The organism is Streptomyces sp. NPDC050546 (assembly GCF_044457425.1).
Lineage (GTDB): Bacteria > Actinomycetota > Actinomycetes > Streptomycetales > Streptomycetaceae > Streptomyces.
The window spans coordinates 144,091-163,605 of sequence record NZ_JBITGX010000009.1 but is presented as its reverse complement, the minus strand read 5'-3'; the positions used below and the strand labels follow the sequence as shown (position 1 = coordinate 163,605).

The following is a 19,515-nucleotide window of genomic DNA, read 5'->3' as shown; positions in this document are numbered from 1 at the left end:
GCGGCATGCCCGGCACCCCGCAGGATCCCCTCATGACCCAGGAACCCGTCTCCATGACCCAGGAACCCGTCTCCATGACCCAGGAACCCGTCTCCCTCGCCCACGCCCTGGCCTCCTTCTCCGAGCAGTGGAGCCCCCGTATCGTCACCGCCGTCAACGACTACGACGTCCGCGTCGCGAAGGTCGAGGGCGAACACGTCTGGCACGTCCACGACCACACCGACGAGTTCTTCCTCGTCCTCGAAGGCGAGCTGCACATCGCCCTGCGCGAACCGTCCGGCGAGCGCACCGTCGTCCTGCCGAAGGGCAGCGTCTTCACGGTCCCGCGCGGCACCGAGCACAAGCCGAACGCCTCCGTGCCCACGGAGATCCTGCTCTTCGAACCCACCGGCACCCTCACGGTCGGCGACCACCACGACGAGATCCCGGCCCACGTGGATGCCACGACGGGGCACGCGCTGACCTAGGGCCGGCTGTGCTTCCATGCTGCGGTGAATCGAAGGAGTGTCCTCGCGGCTGACGGACCGCTGATCCGTCCTGTCCGGCGTCGCGGTGAGTCGGACCTCGACGAGTGCGTCTTGGTGCTCGCTGACGTCCACGAAGCCGACGGCTATCCGGTGAACTGGCCGGACCACCCCGTCGGCTGGCTGTCGCAGCCGTCACTGCTCGCGGCCTGGGTGGCGGAGGTGGACGGGCGGATCCTTGGTCACATCGGCCTGTCCCGTAGCGAGTCAGGGGACGCGGCCCCTGGCCTGTGGAGCAGGCGTACGGGCCTGAGTGCCGAGATGACCGCCGTGGTCAGCCGCCTGTTCGTCGCTCCGGCGGCCAGGGGCAAAGGGATCGGTGCGCTGCTGATGGCACAGGCGGTGCGGGAGGCACGGGAACGCGATCTGCACCCGGTGCTCGATGTCGTGGCCTCCGACATCGCGGCAGCGGCTCTGTACGAACGGCTGGGCTGGAGCTTGCTGGCCACCGTCGATCAGCAATGGAGTCCGACCGAGACCGTGACCGTGCATTGCTATGCCGCGCCTGCGCGACCAGCCTGATCACGGCCTACCGCGTCACACCGTTCGTTGATCCGGGATCGTGCGACGGATCCACGTCCGCGCAGGTGTGATTGGCTGGAGGAATGGCAAAACGCGCACGTGTCCGGGCCCCCGAGCTCATCGGCAAGGGCGGCTGGATCAACACAGGTGACCAGGAACTGAGCCTTGCGAAACTGCGCGGCCGCATCGTCATTGTTGATTTCTGGACATTTTGTTGCGTGAACTGCCTGCACGTCCTGGACGAGCTCCGTGAGCTCGAGGAGAAGCACCCGGACACGGTCGTCGTCATCGGGGTGCACTCGCCGAAGTTCGTGCACGAGGCCGAGCATCAGGCGGTCGTCGACGCCGTGGAGCGGTACGGGGTGGAGCACCCGGTGCTCGACGACCCGGAGCTGGCCACCTGGAAGCAGTACGCCGTGCGGGCCTGGCCGACGCTCGTCGTGATCGACCCCGAGGGGTATGTGGTCGCCCAGCATGCCGGTGAGGGGCATGTGCACGCCATTGAGCGGCTGGTGGGGGAGCTGGAGGACGAGCACGCGGCGAAGGGCACGTTGCGGCGGGGCGACGGGCCGTATGTGGCGCCGGAGCCGGAGCCGACGGCGTTGCGGTTCCCGGGGAAGGCCGTGCCGCTGCCGTCGGGGAACTTCCTGGTCAGCGACACCACCCGGCATCAGCTGGTGGAACTCGCCGAGGACGGCGAGAGCGTGGTGCGGAGGATCGGGTCCGGGGCGCGCGGGTTCGCCGACGGCGGCGAAGGCACTGCCGCCTTCAACGAGCCTCAGGGGCTAGCGCTTCTCGACGATGACTCCGTGGTCGTCGCCGACACCGTCAATCACGCGCTGCGGCGGCTGGACCTCGCCACCGGTGAGGTCACCACCCTCGCCGGCACGGGCCGGCAGTGGTGGCAGGGCTCACCCACCTCGGGCCCGGCCCGTGAGGTCGACCTCTCCTCCCCCTGGGACGTCGCCCTGTGGCAGGGCAGGGTGTGGATCGCCATGGCCGGTGTGCATCAGCTGTGGGCGTACGACCCCGCCGACGGCACGGTCGCGGTCACGGCCGGAACCACCAACGAGGGCCTCGTCGACGGGCCGGGGACCGAGTCCTGGTTCGCCCAGCCGTCCGGGCTCGCCGCCACGTCCGAGCGGCTCTGGCTCGCCGACTCGGAGACCTCGGCCCTGCGCTGGGTGGAGCCCGACGGCTCCGTCCACACCGCCGTCGGCACCGGCCTCTTCGACTTCGGCCACCGGGACGGTGCCGCCGAACAGGCCCTGCTCCAGCACCCGTTGGGTGTCACGGCCCTGCCGGACGGGTCCGTCGCCGTCGCCGACACCTACAACCACGTCCTGCGCCGCTACGATCCCGCGACCGGCGAGGTGACGACCCTCGCCACGGACCTGCGTGAGCCCAGCGACGCCGTGCTCGTCGGCGACGACATCGTGGTCGTGGAGTCGGCCCGGCACCGGCTGACCAGGCTGCGGCTGCCGGAGGAGGCCGTGAAGGTCGCCGAGGTCGCTCACCGCACGCAGCGCGAAGCCACCGAAGTGGCCCCGGGGCGACTTCGGCTGGACGTGATCTTCCAGGCTCCGGCGGGACAGAAGCTGGACACCCGCTACGGGCCTTCCACCCGCCTGCTCGTCTCGTCCACCCCGCCGGAGCTGCTGCGCAGCGGCGAGGGCGCGGGAACAGACCTGTCCCGCGCCCTCGAACTCGACCCCGCCGTGGCGGAGGGCGTGCTGCACGTTTCCGCGATGGCGGCTTCCTGCGACGACGACCCGGCCAACGAGTACCCGGCCTGTCATGTCCACCAGCAGGACTGGGGCGTCCCCGTCCGCCTCACCGAGGCTGGGACGGACCGGCTTCCGCTGGTGCTGGCCGGGATGGACGCCTGATCCGCGGGATCTGCCAGGGCGTCACACCCCGTACCCGTCGCTGTAGCCGTCGCGCGTGTGGGGTCGTCCGTCGTTCACGACCGGCGTGGTCGGGGGCACCACCACACGCCGGCGCCTGGCGATGCTGCTGAACGTCGTGACGCCGATCAGTCCGACGATCATCAGGATGATGCCGACCAGGTCGAGGTTGACCCCCTGCATGTCCCAGTCGGTCGCGAACGTGAGGATGGCTCCCACGGCGATGAGGATGATGCATCCGCCGAGGCCCATGTGTGTCGCCTCCCTGTACGGTCCGGTCCGGTCGTTCCGGCCCGCACACCGGGTACCCCGGTGGGGAACACCCATGCGGTGACGGCCTGTTCTACCTCTCCAGGAACGCGGTGAGCGCGTTCGCCAGGAGGAACGGGTCGTCGGCGCCGCACAGTTCACGCGCGCTGTGCATCGACAGGATGGCCACGCCGATGTCGACGGTCCTGATGCCGTGCCGGGCGGCGGTGATCGGGCCGATCGTGGTGCCGCAGGGCATGGAGTTGTTGGAGACGAAGGACTGGAAGGGCACGCCCGCCCGCTCGCAGGCCGCCGCGAACTCGGCGCGTCCCGAACCGTCCGTGGCGTAGCGGTTGTTGACGTTGACCTTGAGGATCGGGCCGCCGTTGACGCGCGGGTGGTGCGTCGGGTCGTGGCGCTCCGCGTAGTTGGGGTGGACGGCGTGACCCGTGTCGGAGGACAGGCAGACCGTGCCGGCGAAGGCCCGGGCCCGGTCCTCGAGGGAGCCGCCGCGGGCGAACACCGAGCGCTCCAGCACGTTTCCGAGCAGCGGTCCGTCCGCGCCGGTGTCGGACTGGGAGCCGTTCTCCTCGTGGTCGAAGGCGGCCAGGACCGGGATGGACGCCGGCTTCGACGACGACGAGGCCACCGCTGCCAGGGCCGCCGTGCCGGCGTGCACCGAGAGGAGGTTGTCCATACGGGGGCCGGCCAGCAGCTCGCGGTCGCGGCCCAGGTAGGCGGGCGGTTCCACGGAGTGCGTCATCAGGTCCCAGCCGGTGACCTCGCCCGCGGGGAGGCCGGCCGTCTCCTCCAGGAAGGCGATCAGGTCGCCGTCGCGGACGTCGTTGCCCAGGCCCCAGATGGGCTGCAGGTGCCGCTGCTTGTCGAGTTTCAGGCCGTCCGCCGTCACCGAGCGGTCCAGGTGGATGGCGAGCTGCGGGACGCGCAGCAGCGGCCGGTCGACGTCGACCAGGCGCGTCGAGCCGTCGCGCAGGGTGAGGCGGCCGGCGAGGCCCAGGTCGCGGTCCAGCCAGGAGTTGAGCAGCGGCCCGCCGTAGATCTCCACGGCCACCTGGCGCCAGCCGTGCGCCCCGCTGTCGGGGAGCGGCTTGACGCGCAGGTTGGGGGAGTCGGTGTGGGCGCCGACGATCCGGAACGGCGTGTGGGGCGTGGCGCCCTCCGGCACGTACCAGGCGACGATCGCGCCGCCGCGCAGCACGTACCTGCCGCCGTGCGTCCCGTCCCAGGCGTCCGTCTCGGCGACCTGCCGGAAGCCCGCCTTCTCCAGTCGCTCGGCGGCCGTGGCCACGGCGTGGTACGGCGACGGGCTCGCCGCCAGGAAGGTCATGAGGTCGTCGGTGTGGCCGCGGTCGAAGCGGGCTCGTTCGGTCATGGGTTCACCTTAACGACGGACGAGGGCCCGTTCCCGGGGAAGGGAACAGGCCCTCGGACGGAGGACGTGATGATCTAGAACGCGGCCTCGTCCAGCTCCATCAGGTCCAGCTCGACGCCCTCGGCGACCTTGCGGGCCAGGGTGACGCCCGGCAGGACGCTGCCCGCGAAGAACTTCGCCGCCGCGATCTTGCCGGTGTAGAAGGCCACATCCTTGGCGGAGGCCGTCTCCAGCTTCTCGGCGGCGACCGCGGCGCCCTTGAGCAGCAGGTAGCCGACGACGACGTCACCGGAGGCCATCAGCAGGCGGGTGGTGTTCAGGCCCACCTTGTAGATGTTCTTGACGTCCTGCTCGGTGGCCGCGAGGTCGGTCAGCATCAGGCCGACGATCGCCTCCAGCTCGACGGCGGCCTTCGCGAGGTGCTCACGGGCACCGGCCAGTTCCTCGCCGCCCTCGCCGAGCGCCAGGAACTTCTTGATGTCCTCGGCGAGGGAGTTCAGCGCGGCGCCCTGGTTGCGGACGATCTTCCGGAAGAAGAAGTCCTGGCCCTGGATCGCCGTGGTGCCCTCGTAGAGGGTGTCGATCTTGGAGTCCCGGATGTACTGCTCGATCGGGTACTCCTGCAGGAAGCCGGAGCCGCCGAAGGTCTGGAGCGACTGGGCGAGCTGCTCGTAGCCCTTCTCGGAGCCGTAGCCCTTGACGATGGGCAGGAGCAGGTCGTTCAGGGCCTCCAGGTCGGAGGCGTCCTCGCCCGTGGCCTCCTTGACCTGGATCTCGTCCTGGACGGAAGCCGTGTAGAGGACCAGCGCCCGCATGCCCTCCGCGTACGCCTTCTGCGTCATCAGCGAGCGGCGCACGTCGGGGTGGTGGGTGACGGTGACCTTGGGCGCGGTCTTGTCCATGAAGTTCGCGAGGTCCGGGCCCTGGACGCGCTCCTTGGCGTACTCCAGCGCGTTCAGGTAGCCCGTCGACAGCGTGGAGATCGCCTTCGTGCCGACCATCATCCGGGCGAACTCGATGATGCGGAACATCTGGCGGATGCCGTCGTGCTTGTCGCCGATCAGCCAGCCCTTGGCGGGGTGCTGGTCGCCGAAGGTCATCTCGCAGGTGTTGGACGCCTTCAGGCCCATCTTGTGCTCGACGTTCGTGGCGTAGGCGCCGTTGCGCTCGCCCAGCTCGCCGGTCTCGAAGTCGAAGAGGTACTTCGGGACGAGGAAGAGGGACAGGCCCTTGGTGCCGGGGCCGGCGCCCTCGGGGCGGGCCAGCACGTAGTGGAGGATGTTCTCCGACATGTCGTGCTCACCGGACGTGATGAAGCGCTTCACGCCCTCGATGTGCCAGGAGCCGTCCTCCTGCTGCACGGCCTTGGTGCGGCCGGCGCCCACGTCGGAGCCCGCGTCGGGCTCGGTGAGCACCATCGTGGAGCCCCACTGCTTCTCCGTGGCGACCTTGGCTATGTGCTTCTGGACCTCGTTGCCCTCCTCGAAGAGGATGCCGGCGAACGCCGGGCCCGAGGAGTACATCCACACGGCCGGGTTGGCGCCCAGGATCAGCTCGGCGTACGCCCAGATCAGGGAGCGGGGCGAGGTGGTGCCGCCGATCTCCTCGGGCAGGCCGAGCCGCCAGTACTCGGAGTCCATGAAGGCCTGGTAGCTCTTCTTGAAGGACGCCGGGACGGGCGCGGTGTTGGTCTCCGGGTCGAAGACCGGCGGGTTGCGGTCGGCGTCGATGAAGGACTCGGCCAGCTCGTTCTCCGAGAGGCGGGTCAGCTCCTCCAGGATGCTCTTCGCGGTCTCGACGTCCATCTCCTCGAACGGACCGGTGCCGTACAGCTTGTCCCGCCCGAGTACTTCGAAGAGGTTGAACTCGATGTCGCGGAGATTCGACTTGTAGTGCCCCATGGCGACGGCTCCCGGCTCCGTAGAGAGATCGGCGAGGCACTGGATCCTCGCGCTAGTTCACGTACCAACAAGTAGCTACGATGATGCTACCCGTCGGTAATAAGAAGCAACCCCGAACCTGTCATCTGTGACAGGTCACACCGGAACGGTCAGTTCCGCGGTGTAGCCGTCCCCGGTACTGCCCCTCATCGTGGCCAGCTGACGGTCGTGACCGTCGCTGAAGACGCCGTCGCTCTCCAGGGAGAGGCCGCTCAGGTTCCGCACGCTCTCGCCGTAGCCCTCCGTGGCGTACACCGCGTCGCAGACGTCCTTGGGGAAGGCGAGCTGCGAGGTGTTCGTGATCGACGTGGCCTCCGTGGCGTCGGCCAGGCTGCCGTACACCTCGAAGTGGAGGTGCGGCCAGCGGCCCGGGTAGCAGCCGGGGAAGACGCTCCTGAAGGTGACGCGGCCCGCGCCGTCGGTCTCCTGGACGCCGCGCAGGTAGTTCTCCTCGGTGACGCCCTCCGAGTACAGGGAGTAGGCGCCGTCCCGGTCGCACTGCCACAGGTAGACGGCGGCGCCCCGCTTCGGGGCGTCGCAGCCGGAGGCCGCGTCCACCACGGTCAGCGTGATCGTCAGGGGTGTCCCCTCGGCCGTGCCGCCCGCTGAGTCGCCGAAGCTCCGGGTGATGTCACTGCGGACGACCCCGCTCTCCTTCAGGACGTTCACACCGTTGGAGCCGTCGCCCGGGAAGGGACCGGCCGTCTCCTCGGGGATCTCCGCGCAGCCGGCGGACGAGGAGGCCGCCGGGGTCTTCTCCTCCGAGGTGCAGCCCACCAGCGGAATCAGGCCCGCGCCCGCCATCAGCCGGATCATCCGGCGGCGGGCGAGGACGGGGAGGTCGTAGGAGAGGCCTCTGTCGTGCTCGTGCGGACCCTCGGCGTCGCGTGCGTTCATACCGTCGACGCTAGGAGCACCGGCCCCCGCGATCCACCGTGCTGCCGCTGTCGACTCGCTGTCGGTTTTCCGTACCGGGCAGACCGGCCGTACCCGCCCGTCCGCCCCGCCGCTCTCGGTACCCTTGCGCTCATGTACGGCTACGACCAGACAGCGGGCCCGCAAGCGCAGTACGCCCCTCCGCAGCAGCCGATGTCCGGCGGATACGGGCAACAGCCGCCGCTGTACCCCGAGCCGTCCCCGCCCTCCCTCACGGACGCGGTGCGCGCGTTCACGACCGGGCAGATGGCGGCCGAGGACTTCCAGCAGGCCTTCGCTACGTCGAAGGTCTACTGCCCGCGCGGGGACAACCCCGGCTTCCTCGCGCTGCACAACACCCAGCAGCCGGTGATCCCGATGTTCAGCACGCTCAAGGAGCTGCGCCGGTACGCGGGCAAGGAGTCCAAGTACTTCGTGATCACCGGTTCCGAGGTGCTGGACCTGCTGCCGACCGGCTACGGGTTCGTCCTCGACATGGAGGGCGAGCACCGGATGGTGTTCGACGCGAAGGCCGTCGAGCAGATGGTCGAGTTCGCGATGCGCCGGATGTATGGCGGCTGACCTGCCTATTTCGGCAGGCGCAGGGCCAGGCCGTCCAGGACGACCTCCAGGCCGTAGGTGAACTTGTCGTCCCGGATCCGGGCGGGGTCGACGGGCTGGTCAGCGGTCCGTGCGTCGGCGGCCGCCAGGTGGTCGTAGCCGGCCGAGGCCTCGCGGGCCGCGGGCAGCAGCCGCGCGACGAACTCCGGCTCCGTCTCGCCCGAGCGGGCGACCGTGGTGAGCCAGGCGGCCTCCGTGGTGGACATGCCGATGACGTACGAGAAGACCGCGTCGATCGCCCGGCTCGGCTCGGGGAACCCCGCCGCGGTGAACAGCGCCGCGAGCCGCTCGGAGAACGTCATGTAGTTGGGCCCGAGGTAGGCGAGCCCGGCCTGGCCCAGGACCAGGGTCAGCCAGGGGTGCCGTAGCGCGGTCGTACGGAAGGATCCCGCCGCCTCGGTCACCGCCGCGCGCCAGTCGGGGCCGCCGGCCGGCGGGACGTGGATCTCGGCGGCGACCTCGTCCACCGCGAGCTCCATCAGCTCGTCCTTCGTGGCGACGTGCCGGTACAGCGATGTCGCGCCCGCGTTCAGACGGGCGCCGAGCTTGCGCATGCTGAGCGCCTCGATGCCGTCGGCGTCGAGCATCGCGATCGCCTCCCGCACGATCGCGTCCCTGCTGAGTGCCGGCTGGTCGGGGCGGCGCTGCTCACGGGTCCATACGGACGGGATCGGGTTCTTCTCCGTCGTCTTCGTGCTCTTGGGCATCGACTCTCCTCCTGGCGCTCGGCTCCGGCCGTGTGCGAACAGCGTGCGCATTCAGCGTACAGAACTCAAGGGTTGCGCACACTGTTCCGCTGTGCGTACAGTGTTCGCATCGAAGGAACGGTGTTTGCGGGAGGGGAAACTGACATGGACGCTCGTAATCCACGCCGCTGGTGGATCCTGGTGGTGCTCTGCCTCAGCACGCTCGTGCTGGTCGTCGACAACATGGCGCTGACGGTGGCGGTGCCCACGCTGACCGAGGACATCGGGGCGAGCGCCCAGAGCATGCAGTGGATCCTCGACTCCTACATCCTGGTCTTCGCCGGACTGCTGCTGACCTCGGGAAGCCTGGGGGACAGGTTCGGGCGCCGGAAGGTGATGCTGATCGGCCTGACGCTCTTCGGGGCGGCCTCGCTGGGGGCGATGTTCTGCTCCACGCCGGGTGAGCTGATCGCGGTGCGGATCGTCATGGGGGTCGGCGGGGCGCTGATCATGCCGTCGACGCTGTCCATCCTGATCACCGTCTTCGAGGAGGACGAGCGGCCCAAGGCGATGGCGGCATGGGGCTCGGTGTCGATGCTGGGGCTCGTCGGCAGCCCGGTCCTCGGCGGTGTGCTGATCGACCACTTCGCCTGGCAGGCGATCTTCCTGATCAACGTGCCGATCGTCGGAGCGGCGCTGCTGGCCGGTGTGCTGCTGATGCCGGAGTCCAAGGCGCCGTGGCAGAAGCCGGACCCGCTGGGCGCGGTGCTGTCGGCGGTGGGCATGACGGCCCTGGTGTGGTGGATCATCGAGATCCCGCAGCACGGCGCCTTCGAAGGCCGTTCCCTGCTCGTCCTGGCCGTCGCGGTGGTCGCCCTGGCCGGCTTCGTGGTCTGGGAGAACGTCACCGCCTCGCCGATGGTCCCGCTGGTCCTCTTCAGGAACCGCAACTTCAGCGGTGGCTCGCTCTCCCTCTCGCTCGTCCAGATCGGCAACGCCGGGCTGCTGCTCGTCCTGACCCAGTACCTCCAGTTCGTGCTCGGCTACTCCGCAGTCAAGGCGGGCCTCGCCTTCCTGCCGCTGGCCGTCGCCGCGCTGGCCGGCAACGCCGCCGGGGCCCAGCTCGCCGTGAAGGCCGGGAACCGGATCGTCATCCTCGCCGGGATGCTGCTGATGGCCGCCTCCTTCGGGCTGCTGGCCACGCTCGACGCCGACAGCGGGTTCACGGTCCCGGCCGTGGCGCTGGGGATCCTGGGCCTGGGTGCGGGTCTGGCGATGCCGGCCGCGGTGGCCGCGCTGATGGGCACCATCCCCGAGGACAAGGCGGGCGTCGGCTCGGCCCTCAACGACACCATCCAGCAGTCCGGCACCGCCCTGGGCATCGCGATCCTCGGCTCCCTGCTCTCCAGCGGCTACGCCGACGCGATGCCGGCCGGCGCTCCCGGGCAGGCGAAGGAGTCCATCGGCGGGGCCCTGGCCGTCGCCGGCGGCGACACGGGCCTGGTCCGGGCGGCCCGCGAGGCCTTCACCGCCTCGATGTCGACGACCTTCACGATCAGCGCGGTCGGTGTCCTGGCGGCGGCCGTGGTGGCCACGCTGGTGATGCGGGACCGCAAGGCCGAGCGGCCCGAGACCGGGGGCGTCGAGGCCGAGGAGCACCGGCTGGTCGCCTGACCTGGGCGTATGAGGGCCGGCATCCCCAATCGGGGTGCCGGCCCTCAGGCATGTCGGCCTTCCGGGGTTCGGGCCGCCCTCCGCTGGGAATGCCCTCCCGGTTTTCTCTGTTTGGGGTAGCAGAAAGTTCAACGCTCAACTAAACTGGGCGTACACGAGGAGGAACCGACATGCCTGCAGTGACCGTCGAGAACCCGTTGACGCTGCCCCGCGTGACCGCGCCGACCGACGCCGTGGCACGTCCCGTGCTCGCCGTCACGACCGCTCCGAGCGGTTTCGAGGGCGAGGGCTTCCCGGTGCGCCGGGCTTTCGCGGGGATCAACTACCGTCATCTCGACCCGTTCATCATGATGGACCAGATGGGCGAGGTGGAGTACGCGCCGGGTGAGCCGAAGGGCACGCCCTGGCACCCGCACCGCGGCTTCGAGACCGTCACGTACATCATCGACGGGATCTTCGACCACCAGGACAGCCAGGGTGGCGGCGGCACCATCACCAACGGCGACACCCAGTGGATGACCGCGGGCTCGGGTCTGCTGCACATCGAGGCCCCACCGGAGCATCTCGTCATGTCCGGCGGGCTCTTCCACGGCCTCCAGCTGTGGGTGAACCTCCCGGCCAAGGACAAGATGATGGCCCCGCGCTACCAGGACATCCGCGGCGGCTCGGTCCAGCTGCTCTCCACCCCCGACGGTGGCGCGCTGCTGCGGGTCATCGCCGGTGAGCTCGACGGGCACGCGGGCCCCGGCATCACGCACACCCCGATCACGATGGTCCACGCGACGCTGGCGCCGGGCGCGGAGCTCACGCTGCCGTGGCGCGAGGACTTCAACGGGCTGGCGTACGTCCTGGCCGGCCGGGGCAGCGTCGGCGTCGACCGCCGCCCGGTCCACACGGGCCAGACGGCCGTCTTCGGCGCGGGCTCCTCGCTGACCGTCCGCGCGGACGAGAAGCAGGACTCGAACACGCCGGACATGGAGGTCGTCCTGCTCGGCGGACAGCCGATCCGCGAACCCATGGCCCACTACGGCCCGTTCGTGATGAACACCCGTGAGGAACTCCAGCAGGCGTTCGAGGACTTTCAGAAGGGCCGGCTGGGCACGGTGCCGGCGGTGCACGGGATGACCGCGAGCGGCCCGCAGGACTGACACCGGTCACCGCCGGGGGCGCCGCACGCGCGACGCCCCCGTCGGCGAACGGCAAGCGGCGAACGGCAAGCGGCGAACGGTGATCCGGTCACCGCGCTGACGCCCCGTCACCCGGGCGGGCCGTTCCCACGGGACGGTCCCCGCCCGGCGTGGTCGGGTGGAGGGGTGCAGGACTCCGATCCGAACACGGCCGGGCCCGGGACGCTTCTCCCGGGCCCCCTGCGGCGCCTGGCCGCCTGGTGCGCGCTGATTCTGCTCGTCTCCGGGGTCGTCTACGTCGGGATCCGGCTGTGTGACGAGTTCCGGACCGCTGTCGTGCCCGTGCTGCTCGCGCTGCTGGGGACGGCGCTGCTCGGGCCGTTGCACCGGCGGCTCGTGAAGGCCGGGGTGCAGCGGTCGGTCGCGGCCGGGCTCACCTGTGTGGCCGTGGTCGCCGTGGTGGGCGGGGCCGTGTACATCGTGGTCGCCGCGCTGATCGACACCGGGGACGAGATCGTCGCCTCGCTCAGACAGGCCGCCCGCGGAGTCTCCGAGCACTTCGGGGCCGCCGGGACCTCGCTGGACGACCTCGCCTCCAACGCGCGGGAGCTGCTGGGCAAGTTCGGCGGTACCGCGGCCTCCGGTGTGATCAGCGGGGTCAGTGTCGTCGGCGAGTCCCTCGCCATCGCCGTGCTCGCGCTGCTGCTCGTCTTCTTCTTCCTGCGCGACTCCGACAAGGCCACCGGAACCCTGCGGGCCCTGGCGCCCCGGGGTTCGGCCGACACCCTGGAGGCCATGGCGCGGCGGGCCTTCCGCGCCGTCGAGGGATTCATGCGCGGCACCACCTTCATCGCGCTCATCGACGCTCTCTGCATCACCGTGGGGCTGCTCGTCCTGGACGTGCCGGGCGCGGCGGGACTGGGCGCGCTGGTCTTCGTCGGGGCGTACATCCCCTACCTGGGCGCCTTCATCTCGGGCGCCGTGGCCGTGCTGGTCGCGCTCGCCGACCGGGGGTTCGTCATCGCGCTGTGGGTGCTGGGGGTCGTACTCGCGGTGCAGGTGCTGGAGGGACATGTGCTCCAGCCGGTGATCCAGAGCCGGACCGTGCAGATGCACCCGGCGGTGGTGATGGTGGCGATCACGGCCGGGGCGTCCGTCGCCGGGGTGCTCGGCATGCTGCTCGCCGTGCCGCTCACCGCCGCCGCCTTCGGCGTCCTCCAGGAGCTGCGCACCCGCTACGGCGACCAGGAGCCGTCGCCCGAGCCGTCCACGGACTCGTAGAGCTCGAACCAGATGCTCTTGCCCTCGCCTCGCGGGTCCACCCCCCAGGCGTGCGCGAGCAGTTCGATCAGCACCAGGCCGCGGCCGGAGGACGCCAGCTCCCCGGGTCTGCGCTTGTGGGGCAGGTCGTCACCGCCGTCGGTGACCTCGATCCGCAGCCGCCGCTCCCCCACCGCACCGGTGATCTCGGCGACGAGCAGCGCGTCGGAGTCGGTGTGCACGAGGACGTTCGTCAGCAGCTCGGACAGCAGCAGCACCGCCGAGTCGAGCTGGTCCGGCGAGGCCCAGTCGTGCAGCAGCTCGCGCAGCTGCTGCCGGGCCGCCCCGACCCGCTCGGGCTCGGCCTGCGCGACCGTCAGCACCGTGCGCCGCACCGGGCGCGCCGCGGTCATGGTGTCGCCGCACCCGCAGCCCTCGCCCTCCCGGCTGAGCAGCAGCATGGCGATGTCGTCCTCGCGGCGGTCGGCCAGCGGGCCGGTGGTGTGGTGCGAGGACGGCCCGTGCACGGCCTGCACCAGGGTGTCGGCGAGTTCCTCCAGATCGCCCTTGTGCTCTTCCAGGATCACGCGCAGCCGCCGCCAGCCGGTGTCCAGGTCGTGGCCGCCGGTCTCGATCAGGCCGTCCGTGCAGATCAGCATCGTCTCGCCGGGCTCCAGCGCCAGCCGGGTCGTGGGGTAGTCGGCGTCCGGGTCGATGCCCAGCGGCAGGCCCCCCGACGTCGGCCGCGTCAGCACCGTGCCGTCGGCCATCCGGAACGCCGGGTCCGGGTGCCCGGCACGCGCGATGTCCAGCACCCCCGTCGCCGGGTCGACCTCGACGTACACGCAGGTCGCGAAGCGCGGGTCGGACGGGTCCTCGTCGCTGATGCCGTGCAGGAAGCGGGCGGCGCGGGACAGCACCGCGTCCGGCCGGTGCCCCTCCGAGGCGTAGGCCCGCAGGGCGATCCGCAGCTGGCCCATCAGGCCCGCTGCCTGTACGTCATGCCCCTGGACATCGCCGATGACCAGCGCGAACCGCCCGCTCGGCAGCGGGATCACGTCGTACCAGTCGCCGCCGACCTGGAGTCCGCCGCCGGTGGGGACGTAGCGGGCGGCAAGGCTCATGCCCGGGATGCGCTGCGAACCGAGCCTCGGCAGCATGGTGCGCTGGAGCCCGTCGGTCAGCGCCCGTTCGCTCTCTGCCACGCCCGCCCGGGCCAGGGCCTGCGCCAGCATCCGCGCGACCGTCGCCAGCACGGACCGCTCGTCCGGTGTGAAGGCGACCGGATAGGTGAAGGCGGCCATCCACGCGCCCATCGTGCGGCCGGCCACGGTCAGCGGCAGGAAGGCCCAGGACCGGCGGCCGAAGCGCTCGGCGAGCGGCCAGGTCAGCGGATAGCGCGCCTTGTACTGCTCGGGGGAGGACAGATACACGGCCCGGCCGGTGCGCGCCGCCTCGGCGGCCGGATAGTCCGTGTCCAGCGGCATCTCCGAGAACGGGCTCTCGGCGCCCTGCTGTTGCCCGTGGTGGCCGATGATCGTCAGCCGGTCGCCCGCCACGCCGAAGACCGCGAGCCCGTCCGGCGAGAACCCCGGCATCGACAGATTGGCCGTGACCCGCAGCACCTCCTGCGTGGAGCGCGCCTCGGCCAGTGCCCGGCCCGCGTCCAGCAGGAACGCCTCCCGCGAGCGCCGCCAGTCGCCGGTGACCGCGCTGCGCCCGGCCGGGGTGCCCGGCGTGGGCTCGGTGACCTCCTGGAGGGTGCCGATCAGCCGGTACGCCTTGTGGACCCGGTCGAAGGACGGCTTGGAGCGGCTGCGGACGATCCGGACGATCCGGCCCTGCTCGTCCATGACGCGGATCCGCACCTCGGCGAGGGTGCCCTCGGCGACGGCGAGCTGGACCACGCCGGTGATCTCGTTCCAGTCGACCGGGTGCAGCCGGGCCCGGGCCTGCGCCTCGGTGAGGCTGACCTGCTCGGCGGGCAGCCCGAGCAGCCGTGCCGCCTCGGCGTCGACCGTGACCAGCCCGGTAGCGGTGTCCCAGTGCCAGAGGCCGGTCGCGAGGGCGGCGAGGGCCTCCCCCACGGCGGGCAGGGGCTCGCCAGTGCGCATTGCCCTACTTTAAGAAGAGGGGATCGCACACTGCCACCGAAGGGCGAAGTGTGCTCGATCGTTAACTGTGAAGGACTCTGGAGAACTCTGGAGAGCCGATCTTGCCGTGCCCGGTACGCTGGGGACCAGTTTCACGTGAAACACAGACCCCGATCAGCGAAGACTGGATGAACGACGATGCATCGGTACAGGTCCCACACCTGCGGCGAGCTCCGCTCCTCTGACGTCGGCACCGACGTCCGGCTGAGTGGCTGGCTGCACAATCGGCGCGACCTGGGCGGCATCCTCTTCATCGATCTGCGTGACCACTACGGCATCACGCAGCTCGTCGCCCGTCCCGGCACCCCCTCCTACGAGGCTCTCGACAAGCTCTCCAAGGAGTCGACCGTCCGCATCGACGGCAAGGTCGTCTCCCGCGGCGCCGAGAACATCAACCCCGAGCTGCCGACCGGTGAGATCGAGGTCGAGGTCGGCGACGTCGAGCTGCTCGGCGCGGCCGCCCCGCTGCCCTTCACCATCAACGCCGAGGACGGGGTCAACGAGGAGCGGCGCCTGGAGTACCGCTTCCTGGACCTGCGCCGCGAGCGCATGCACCGCAACATCATGCTGCGCACGGCCGTCATCTCGGCGATCCGGCACAAGATGACGGCGCTGGGCTTCAACGAGATGGCGACGCCGATCCTGTCCGCGACCTCCCCCGAGGGTGCCCGCGACTTCGTCGTCCCGTCCCGTCTGCACCCGGGCAAGTTCTACGCCCTGCCCCAGGCGCCCCAGCAGTTCAAGCAGCTGCTGATGATCTCCGGTTTCGACCGCTACTTCCAGATCGCGCCCTGCTTCCGTGACGAGGACGCGCGTGCCGACCGCTCGCCCGGCGAGTTCTACCAGCTCGACGTCGAGATGAGCTTCGTCGAGCAGGAGGACGTCTTCCAGCCGGTAGAGAAGCTGATGACGGAGCTGTTCGAGGAGTTCGGCGGCGGACGCCACGTCACCTCGCCGTTCCCGCGGATCCCGTTCCGCGAGGCGATGCTCAAGTACGGCTCCGACAAGCCGGACCTGCGCGCCCAGCTGGAGCTCGTCGACATCACCGACGTGTTCGAGGGCTCGGAGTTCAAGGCGTTCGCCGGCAAGCACGTGCGCGCCCTGCCCGTGCCGGACGTCTCGGCGCAGCCCCGCAAGTTCTTCGACCAGCTCGGTGACTACGCCGTCTCGCAGGGCGCCAAGGGCCTGGCCTGGGTCCGCGTCGCCGAGGACGGCTCGCTGACCGGCCCGATCGCCAAGTTCCTCACCGAGGAGAACGTCAAGGTCCTCACCGAGCGCCTCGGCCTGGAGGCCGGTCACGCCGTGTTCTTCGGCGCGGGCGAGTTCGACGAGGTCTCGAAGATCATGGGCGCGGTGCGGGTCGAGGCCGCCAAGCGTGCCGGGCACTTCGAGGAGGGCGTCTTCCGGTTCTGCTGGATCGTCGACTTCCCGATGTACGAGAAGGACGAGGAGACCGGCGCGATCGACTTCTCGCACAACCCCTTCTCCATGCCGCAGGGCGGTCTTGAGGCCCTGGAGACCCAGGACCCGCTGGACATCCTGGGCTGGCAGTACGACATCGTCTGCAACGGCGTCGAGCTGTCCTCCGGCGCGATCCGGAACCACGAGCCCGAGATCATGCTCAAGGCCTTCGAGATCGCCGGCTACGACCGCGAGACCGTCGAGGAGAAGTTCGCCGGCATGCTGCGCGCGTTCCGCTTCGGTGCCCCGCCGCACGGCGGCATCGCCCCCGGCGTCGACCGCATCGTCATGCTGCTCGCCGACGAGCCCAACATCCGCGAGACCATCTCCTTCCCGCTCAACGGCAACGCCCAGGACCTGATGATGGGCGCGCCGACGGAGCTGGAGGAGACGCGGCTGAGGGAGCTGCACCTGTCGGTGCGCAAGCCGCAGCCGAAGTAGGCCTCTGGTTCACCCGTAGGTGGCTCGGAACCGACGCCGGTTCCGAGCCACTTTCGCGTCCAGGGCATTTACCCAGCTCTTACCCAGGCTCCTGACAGACGCGCTCCCTAGCTTCCCTTCCCATGACGGGACAGGAAACGGCCCAAGGGCCGAAACACAAACGGGATCTGACACGCCGCAAGGTCGTCGCCGCAGGCGCCGGCGCGGTGGTGGCGGCGGGCGTCGGCGGTACGTTCGCGGCGGGCGCGTTCGCCGGGGAGGAGCCGAAGGCCGCCAAGGGGACGAAGGCTACCGCGAGTGCCGGCGAGGCCTGCTACAAGCTGACCTCCGAGACCACCGAGGGCCCCTACTACATCGACGCGGACAAGCTCCGCCGGGACGTCACCGAGGACCAGGAGGGCATCCCGCTCACCCTGCGCCTCAAGGTGATCGACTCCGAGAGCTGCAAGCCCCTCGCGAACGCGGCCGTCGACATCTGGCACTGCAACGCGCTGGGCGTGTACTCGGGCTACGAGGACATGGGCAGTGGTGGCGGGGGCGGCGGGGGCGGTACGCCGCCTTCCGGTACGCCCTCCGGTACGCCGACCGGCACGCCCACGGGTCCGCCTCCGGACGGTGGCGGCGGCGGGGGCGGGGGCCACCAGGAGCCCACCGACGACGAGCGCTATCTGCGCGGCACCTGGCGGACGGACAAGCGGGGCTTCGTCGAGTTCCGTACGGTCTTCCCCGGCTGGTACCAGGGCCGCTGTGTGCACATCCACACCAAGGTGCATGTCAACGGCACCTGGACCAAGGCCGGTTACGAGGGCGGCACCACCTGCCACACCGGCCAGCTCTTCTTCGACGAGGAGTCCGTGCTGGCCTCTGCCGAGGTCGAGCCGTACTCCACCAACGCCGCGGCCCGCACCACCCTCGACGAGGACACCATCTACCCGGGCAACGGGACCGAGGGCGGGCTGCTGAAGCTCAAGTACCGGAAGAACGCCATCGCCAAGGGCGTCGTGGCCACCCTCACCATGGGTGTCGACCCCGAGGCTGCGCACGACGGCACGGATGACGCGGTCCAGCCGGGGGCGTCGGAGTCGGCGTCCGCGAGCTGACGGAGGGGATAGAGGGCGGTCGTCTACGAGACGCCCGCCCTCTATTCACATACATGTACTTCTGCTCAATCCGTTGACCCGGAAGGCGGGCCTCCATAAGGTCCCTTCGAGAACGCGTACGTGATTGCTGTTCACGTATGTGCACAGCAAGGGAGACAACGATGTCAGAAGCCGCGACCGCCATACCTGAGGCCGAGCAGCGAGCGGTGAGCAAGTTCCTGCGCCGCATGCTGCCGATCCTGGTCCTGATGCTGCTGGTCAACCAGATGGACCGGACGAACGTGGGCTTCGTCCAGGACGAGTTGCGGGCCGACGTCGGGGTCAGCGCCACGGCGTACGGGCTCGGCGCGGGCCTGTTCTTCATCGGCTACGCGCTGTTCGAGGTGCCCAGCAACATGTGGCTGGAACGGTTCGGCGCGCGGGTCTGGCTGACCCGGATCATGATCACGTGGGGTGCGGTGATCGTGGCGATGTGCTTCATCCACAACGTGTGGATGTTCTACGGCCTGCGCTTCCTGCTCGGTGTCGCGGAGGCCGGCTTCTTCCCCGGTGTGCTCCTGTACTTCACCCAGTGGCTGCCGGACTCCAGCCGGGGCCGGGCCAGTGCGATCTTCCTGGGCGGCTCGGCGACGGCGTACATCGTGACCGGCCCGATCACGGGCGCGCTGCTGGAACTGCACGGCGCGGGCGGCATCGCCGGCTGGCGCTGGATGTTCGCCCTCGAGGGAGCCTTCTCCATCCTGGTCGGCTTCATCGCCGGGTTCTTCCTGGTCTCCCGGATCCAGGACGCCAAGTGGCTCACGCAGGAGGAGAAGGACGCGCTGAGCGAGGCGGTGGCCCGGGACAAGGAGTCGCGTGACCGCGCGCCGTCGGTGTCGCGCTGGAAGCTGCTCTTCCACCCGCAGGTGGCGGTCCTGACCGCGGTCTTCTTCGCGATGGCCCTCACCGGCTACGCGATCACGTTCTGGCTGCCGAGCCTGGTGGAGGAGATCGGCGGTCTTTCGCCCTTCCAGATCGGCCTGCTGTCGGCGATCCCCTGGGTCTGCGCCGTCATCGCGATGTACACGATGAGCCACTTCACCGACCGCGCCCCGGACCGCCGCCCCTACCTGGCGATCGCCCTGGTGCTGTCCGCCATCGGCACGTTCCTCGCCACCCTCGGCTCGCCCTGGTTCGGCCTCGTCGCCCTCACGCTGGCCGCGGTCGGCGGCAAGTGCGCGGCCACGCTGTTCTGGCCGATGGCCCAGTCGGGCCTCGACCTGAAGATCGCCGCGCCGGGGCTGGCCCTGGTCAACTCGATCGGCAACCTGGGCGGTTTCGTCTCCCCGACGCTCTTCGGCTACCTCAAGGACACGACGGGCAGCACGAACGGGGGGCTGTACACGCTGTCGGCGGCGTCGATCCTGGCGGTGGTGGGGGTGGCGTTCGTACGGCACACCAACCGGGGGGCGCAGGCGGGCTCGGGCGGTCGTACGGGGGTGAAGGGCGAGGCGGCAGTGAGCTGAGCACGGACATACAGGCGCCCGGGGTGCGGTCACCCCG

16 protein-coding genes are annotated in these 19,515 nt (G+C 70.2%); 10 read left to right on the top strand and 6 right to left on the bottom strand.

The window, feature by feature from the left end; all coding sequences use genetic code 11:
• Positions 1 to 74: 74 nt before the first annotated feature.
• The 3 genes from ACIBK5_RS23260 (at position 75) to ACIBK5_RS23250 (ending at position 2,935) form a co-directional block, all read left to right on the top strand.
• A complete protein-coding gene (locus ACIBK5_RS23260; RefSeq protein WP_399022443.1) occupies positions 75 to 467 on the top strand; it encodes a cupin domain-containing protein in 393 nt (130 codons plus the stop codon).
• 111 nt (positions 468 to 578) lie between these two features.
• Positions 579 to 1,046 (top strand): GNAT family N-acetyltransferase, encoded by a 468-nt coding sequence (locus ACIBK5_RS23255; protein WP_399022007.1) that lies wholly within the window; start codon positions 579 to 581, stop codon positions 1,044 to 1,046.
• Between the two features lie 83 nt (positions 1,047 to 1,129).
• On the top strand, positions 1,130 to 2,935 hold the full coding sequence (locus ACIBK5_RS23250) for an NHL domain-containing thioredoxin family protein (protein WP_399022005.1): 1,806 nt from the start codon (positions 1,130 to 1,132) through the stop codon (positions 2,933 to 2,935).
• Positions 2,936 to 2,956: 21 nt separating this feature from the next.
• On the opposite strand, the gene ACIBK5_RS23245 is transcribed toward ACIBK5_RS23250, so the two are convergent.
• From ACIBK5_RS23245 to ACIBK5_RS23230, 4 genes are all read right to left on the bottom strand, one after another.
• On the bottom strand, positions 2,957 to 3,205 hold the full coding sequence (locus ACIBK5_RS23245) for a DUF6458 family protein (RefSeq protein ID WP_399022003.1): 249 nt from the start codon (positions 3,203 to 3,205) through the stop codon (positions 2,957 to 2,959).
• A 91-nt stretch (positions 3,206 to 3,296) separates the two neighbouring features.
• On the bottom strand, positions 3,297 to 4,595 hold the full coding sequence (locus ACIBK5_RS23240; protein WP_399022001.1) for a M18 family aminopeptidase: 1,299 nt from the start codon (positions 4,593 to 4,595) through the stop codon (positions 3,297 to 3,299).
• A 74-nt stretch (positions 4,596 to 4,669) separates the two neighbouring features.
• Positions 4,670 to 6,496: an acyl-CoA dehydrogenase gene (locus ACIBK5_RS23235; RefSeq protein ID WP_399021999.1), complete on the bottom strand. Its 1,827-nt coding sequence runs from the start codon at positions 6,494 to 6,496 to the stop codon at positions 4,670 to 4,672.
• 135 nt (positions 6,497 to 6,631) lie between these two features.
• A complete protein-coding gene (locus ACIBK5_RS23230) occupies positions 6,632 to 7,432 on the bottom strand; it encodes an intradiol ring-cleavage dioxygenase (protein WP_399021997.1) in 801 nt (266 codons plus the stop codon).
• Positions 7,433 to 7,564: 132 nt separating this feature from the next.
• Between ACIBK5_RS23230 and ACIBK5_RS23225 the strand changes: the two genes are divergently transcribed.
• Positions 7,565 to 8,032, top strand: coding sequence for an SseB family protein (locus ACIBK5_RS23225; RefSeq protein WP_189727101.1), 468 nt, complete (start codon positions 7,565 to 7,567; stop codon positions 8,030 to 8,032).
• Positions 8,033 to 8,037: 5 nt separating this feature from the next.
• Here ACIBK5_RS23225 and ACIBK5_RS23220 read toward each other — a convergent pair whose 3' ends face one another.
• Positions 8,038 to 8,778, bottom strand: a complete 741-nt coding sequence (locus tag ACIBK5_RS23220) for a TetR/AcrR family transcriptional regulator C-terminal domain-containing protein (protein ID WP_399021995.1) — start codon at positions 8,776 to 8,778, stop codon at positions 8,038 to 8,040.
• A gap of 144 nt (positions 8,779 to 8,922) precedes the next feature.
• Between ACIBK5_RS23220 and ACIBK5_RS23215 the strand changes: the two genes are divergently transcribed.
• From ACIBK5_RS23215 to ACIBK5_RS23205, 3 genes are all read left to right on the top strand, one after another.
• On the top strand, positions 8,923 to 10,431 hold the full coding sequence (locus tag ACIBK5_RS23215; RefSeq protein WP_399021993.1) for an MFS transporter: 1,509 nt from the start codon (positions 8,923 to 8,925) through the stop codon (positions 10,429 to 10,431).
• Between the two features lie 170 nt (positions 10,432 to 10,601).
• The gene (locus tag ACIBK5_RS23210) at positions 10,602 to 11,579 is read left to right on the top strand and encodes a pirin family protein (RefSeq protein ID WP_399021991.1); all 978 of its coding nucleotides are present in this window, start codon (positions 10,602 to 10,604) and stop codon (positions 11,577 to 11,579) included.
• A gap of 165 nt (positions 11,580 to 11,744) precedes the next feature.
• Positions 11,745 to 12,839: an AI-2E family transporter gene (locus ACIBK5_RS23205; protein WP_399021989.1), complete on the top strand. Its 1,095-nt coding sequence runs from the start codon at positions 11,745 to 11,747 to the stop codon at positions 12,837 to 12,839.
• Here ACIBK5_RS23205 and ACIBK5_RS23200 read toward each other — a convergent pair.
• On the bottom strand, positions 12,794 to 14,932 hold the full coding sequence (locus ACIBK5_RS23200) for a SpoIIE family protein phosphatase (protein ID WP_399021987.1): 2,139 nt from the start codon (positions 14,930 to 14,932) through the stop codon (positions 12,794 to 12,796). The two genes, ACIBK5_RS23205 and ACIBK5_RS23200, sit on opposite strands and share 46 nt — an antisense overlap.
• 177 nt (positions 14,933 to 15,109) lie before the next feature.
• Between ACIBK5_RS23200 and aspS the strand changes: the two genes are divergently transcribed.
• From aspS to ACIBK5_RS23185, 3 genes are all read left to right on the top strand, one after another.
• Positions 15,110 to 16,873, top strand: coding sequence for an aspartate--tRNA ligase (gene aspS, locus ACIBK5_RS23195; protein ID WP_399021985.1), 1,764 nt, complete (start codon positions 15,110 to 15,112; stop codon positions 16,871 to 16,873).
• 122 nt (positions 16,874 to 16,995) lie between these two features.
• A complete protein-coding gene (locus tag ACIBK5_RS23190; RefSeq protein ID WP_399021983.1) occupies positions 16,996 to 17,973 on the top strand; it encodes an intradiol ring-cleavage dioxygenase in 978 nt (325 codons plus the stop codon).
• Between the two features lie 161 nt (positions 17,974 to 18,134).
• Entirely contained in the window at positions 18,135 to 19,478 is a 1,344-nt protein-coding gene (locus tag ACIBK5_RS23185) for an MFS transporter (protein ID WP_399021981.1), read from the top strand.
• The last annotated feature ends 37 nt before the right edge of the window (positions 19,479 to 19,515 follow it).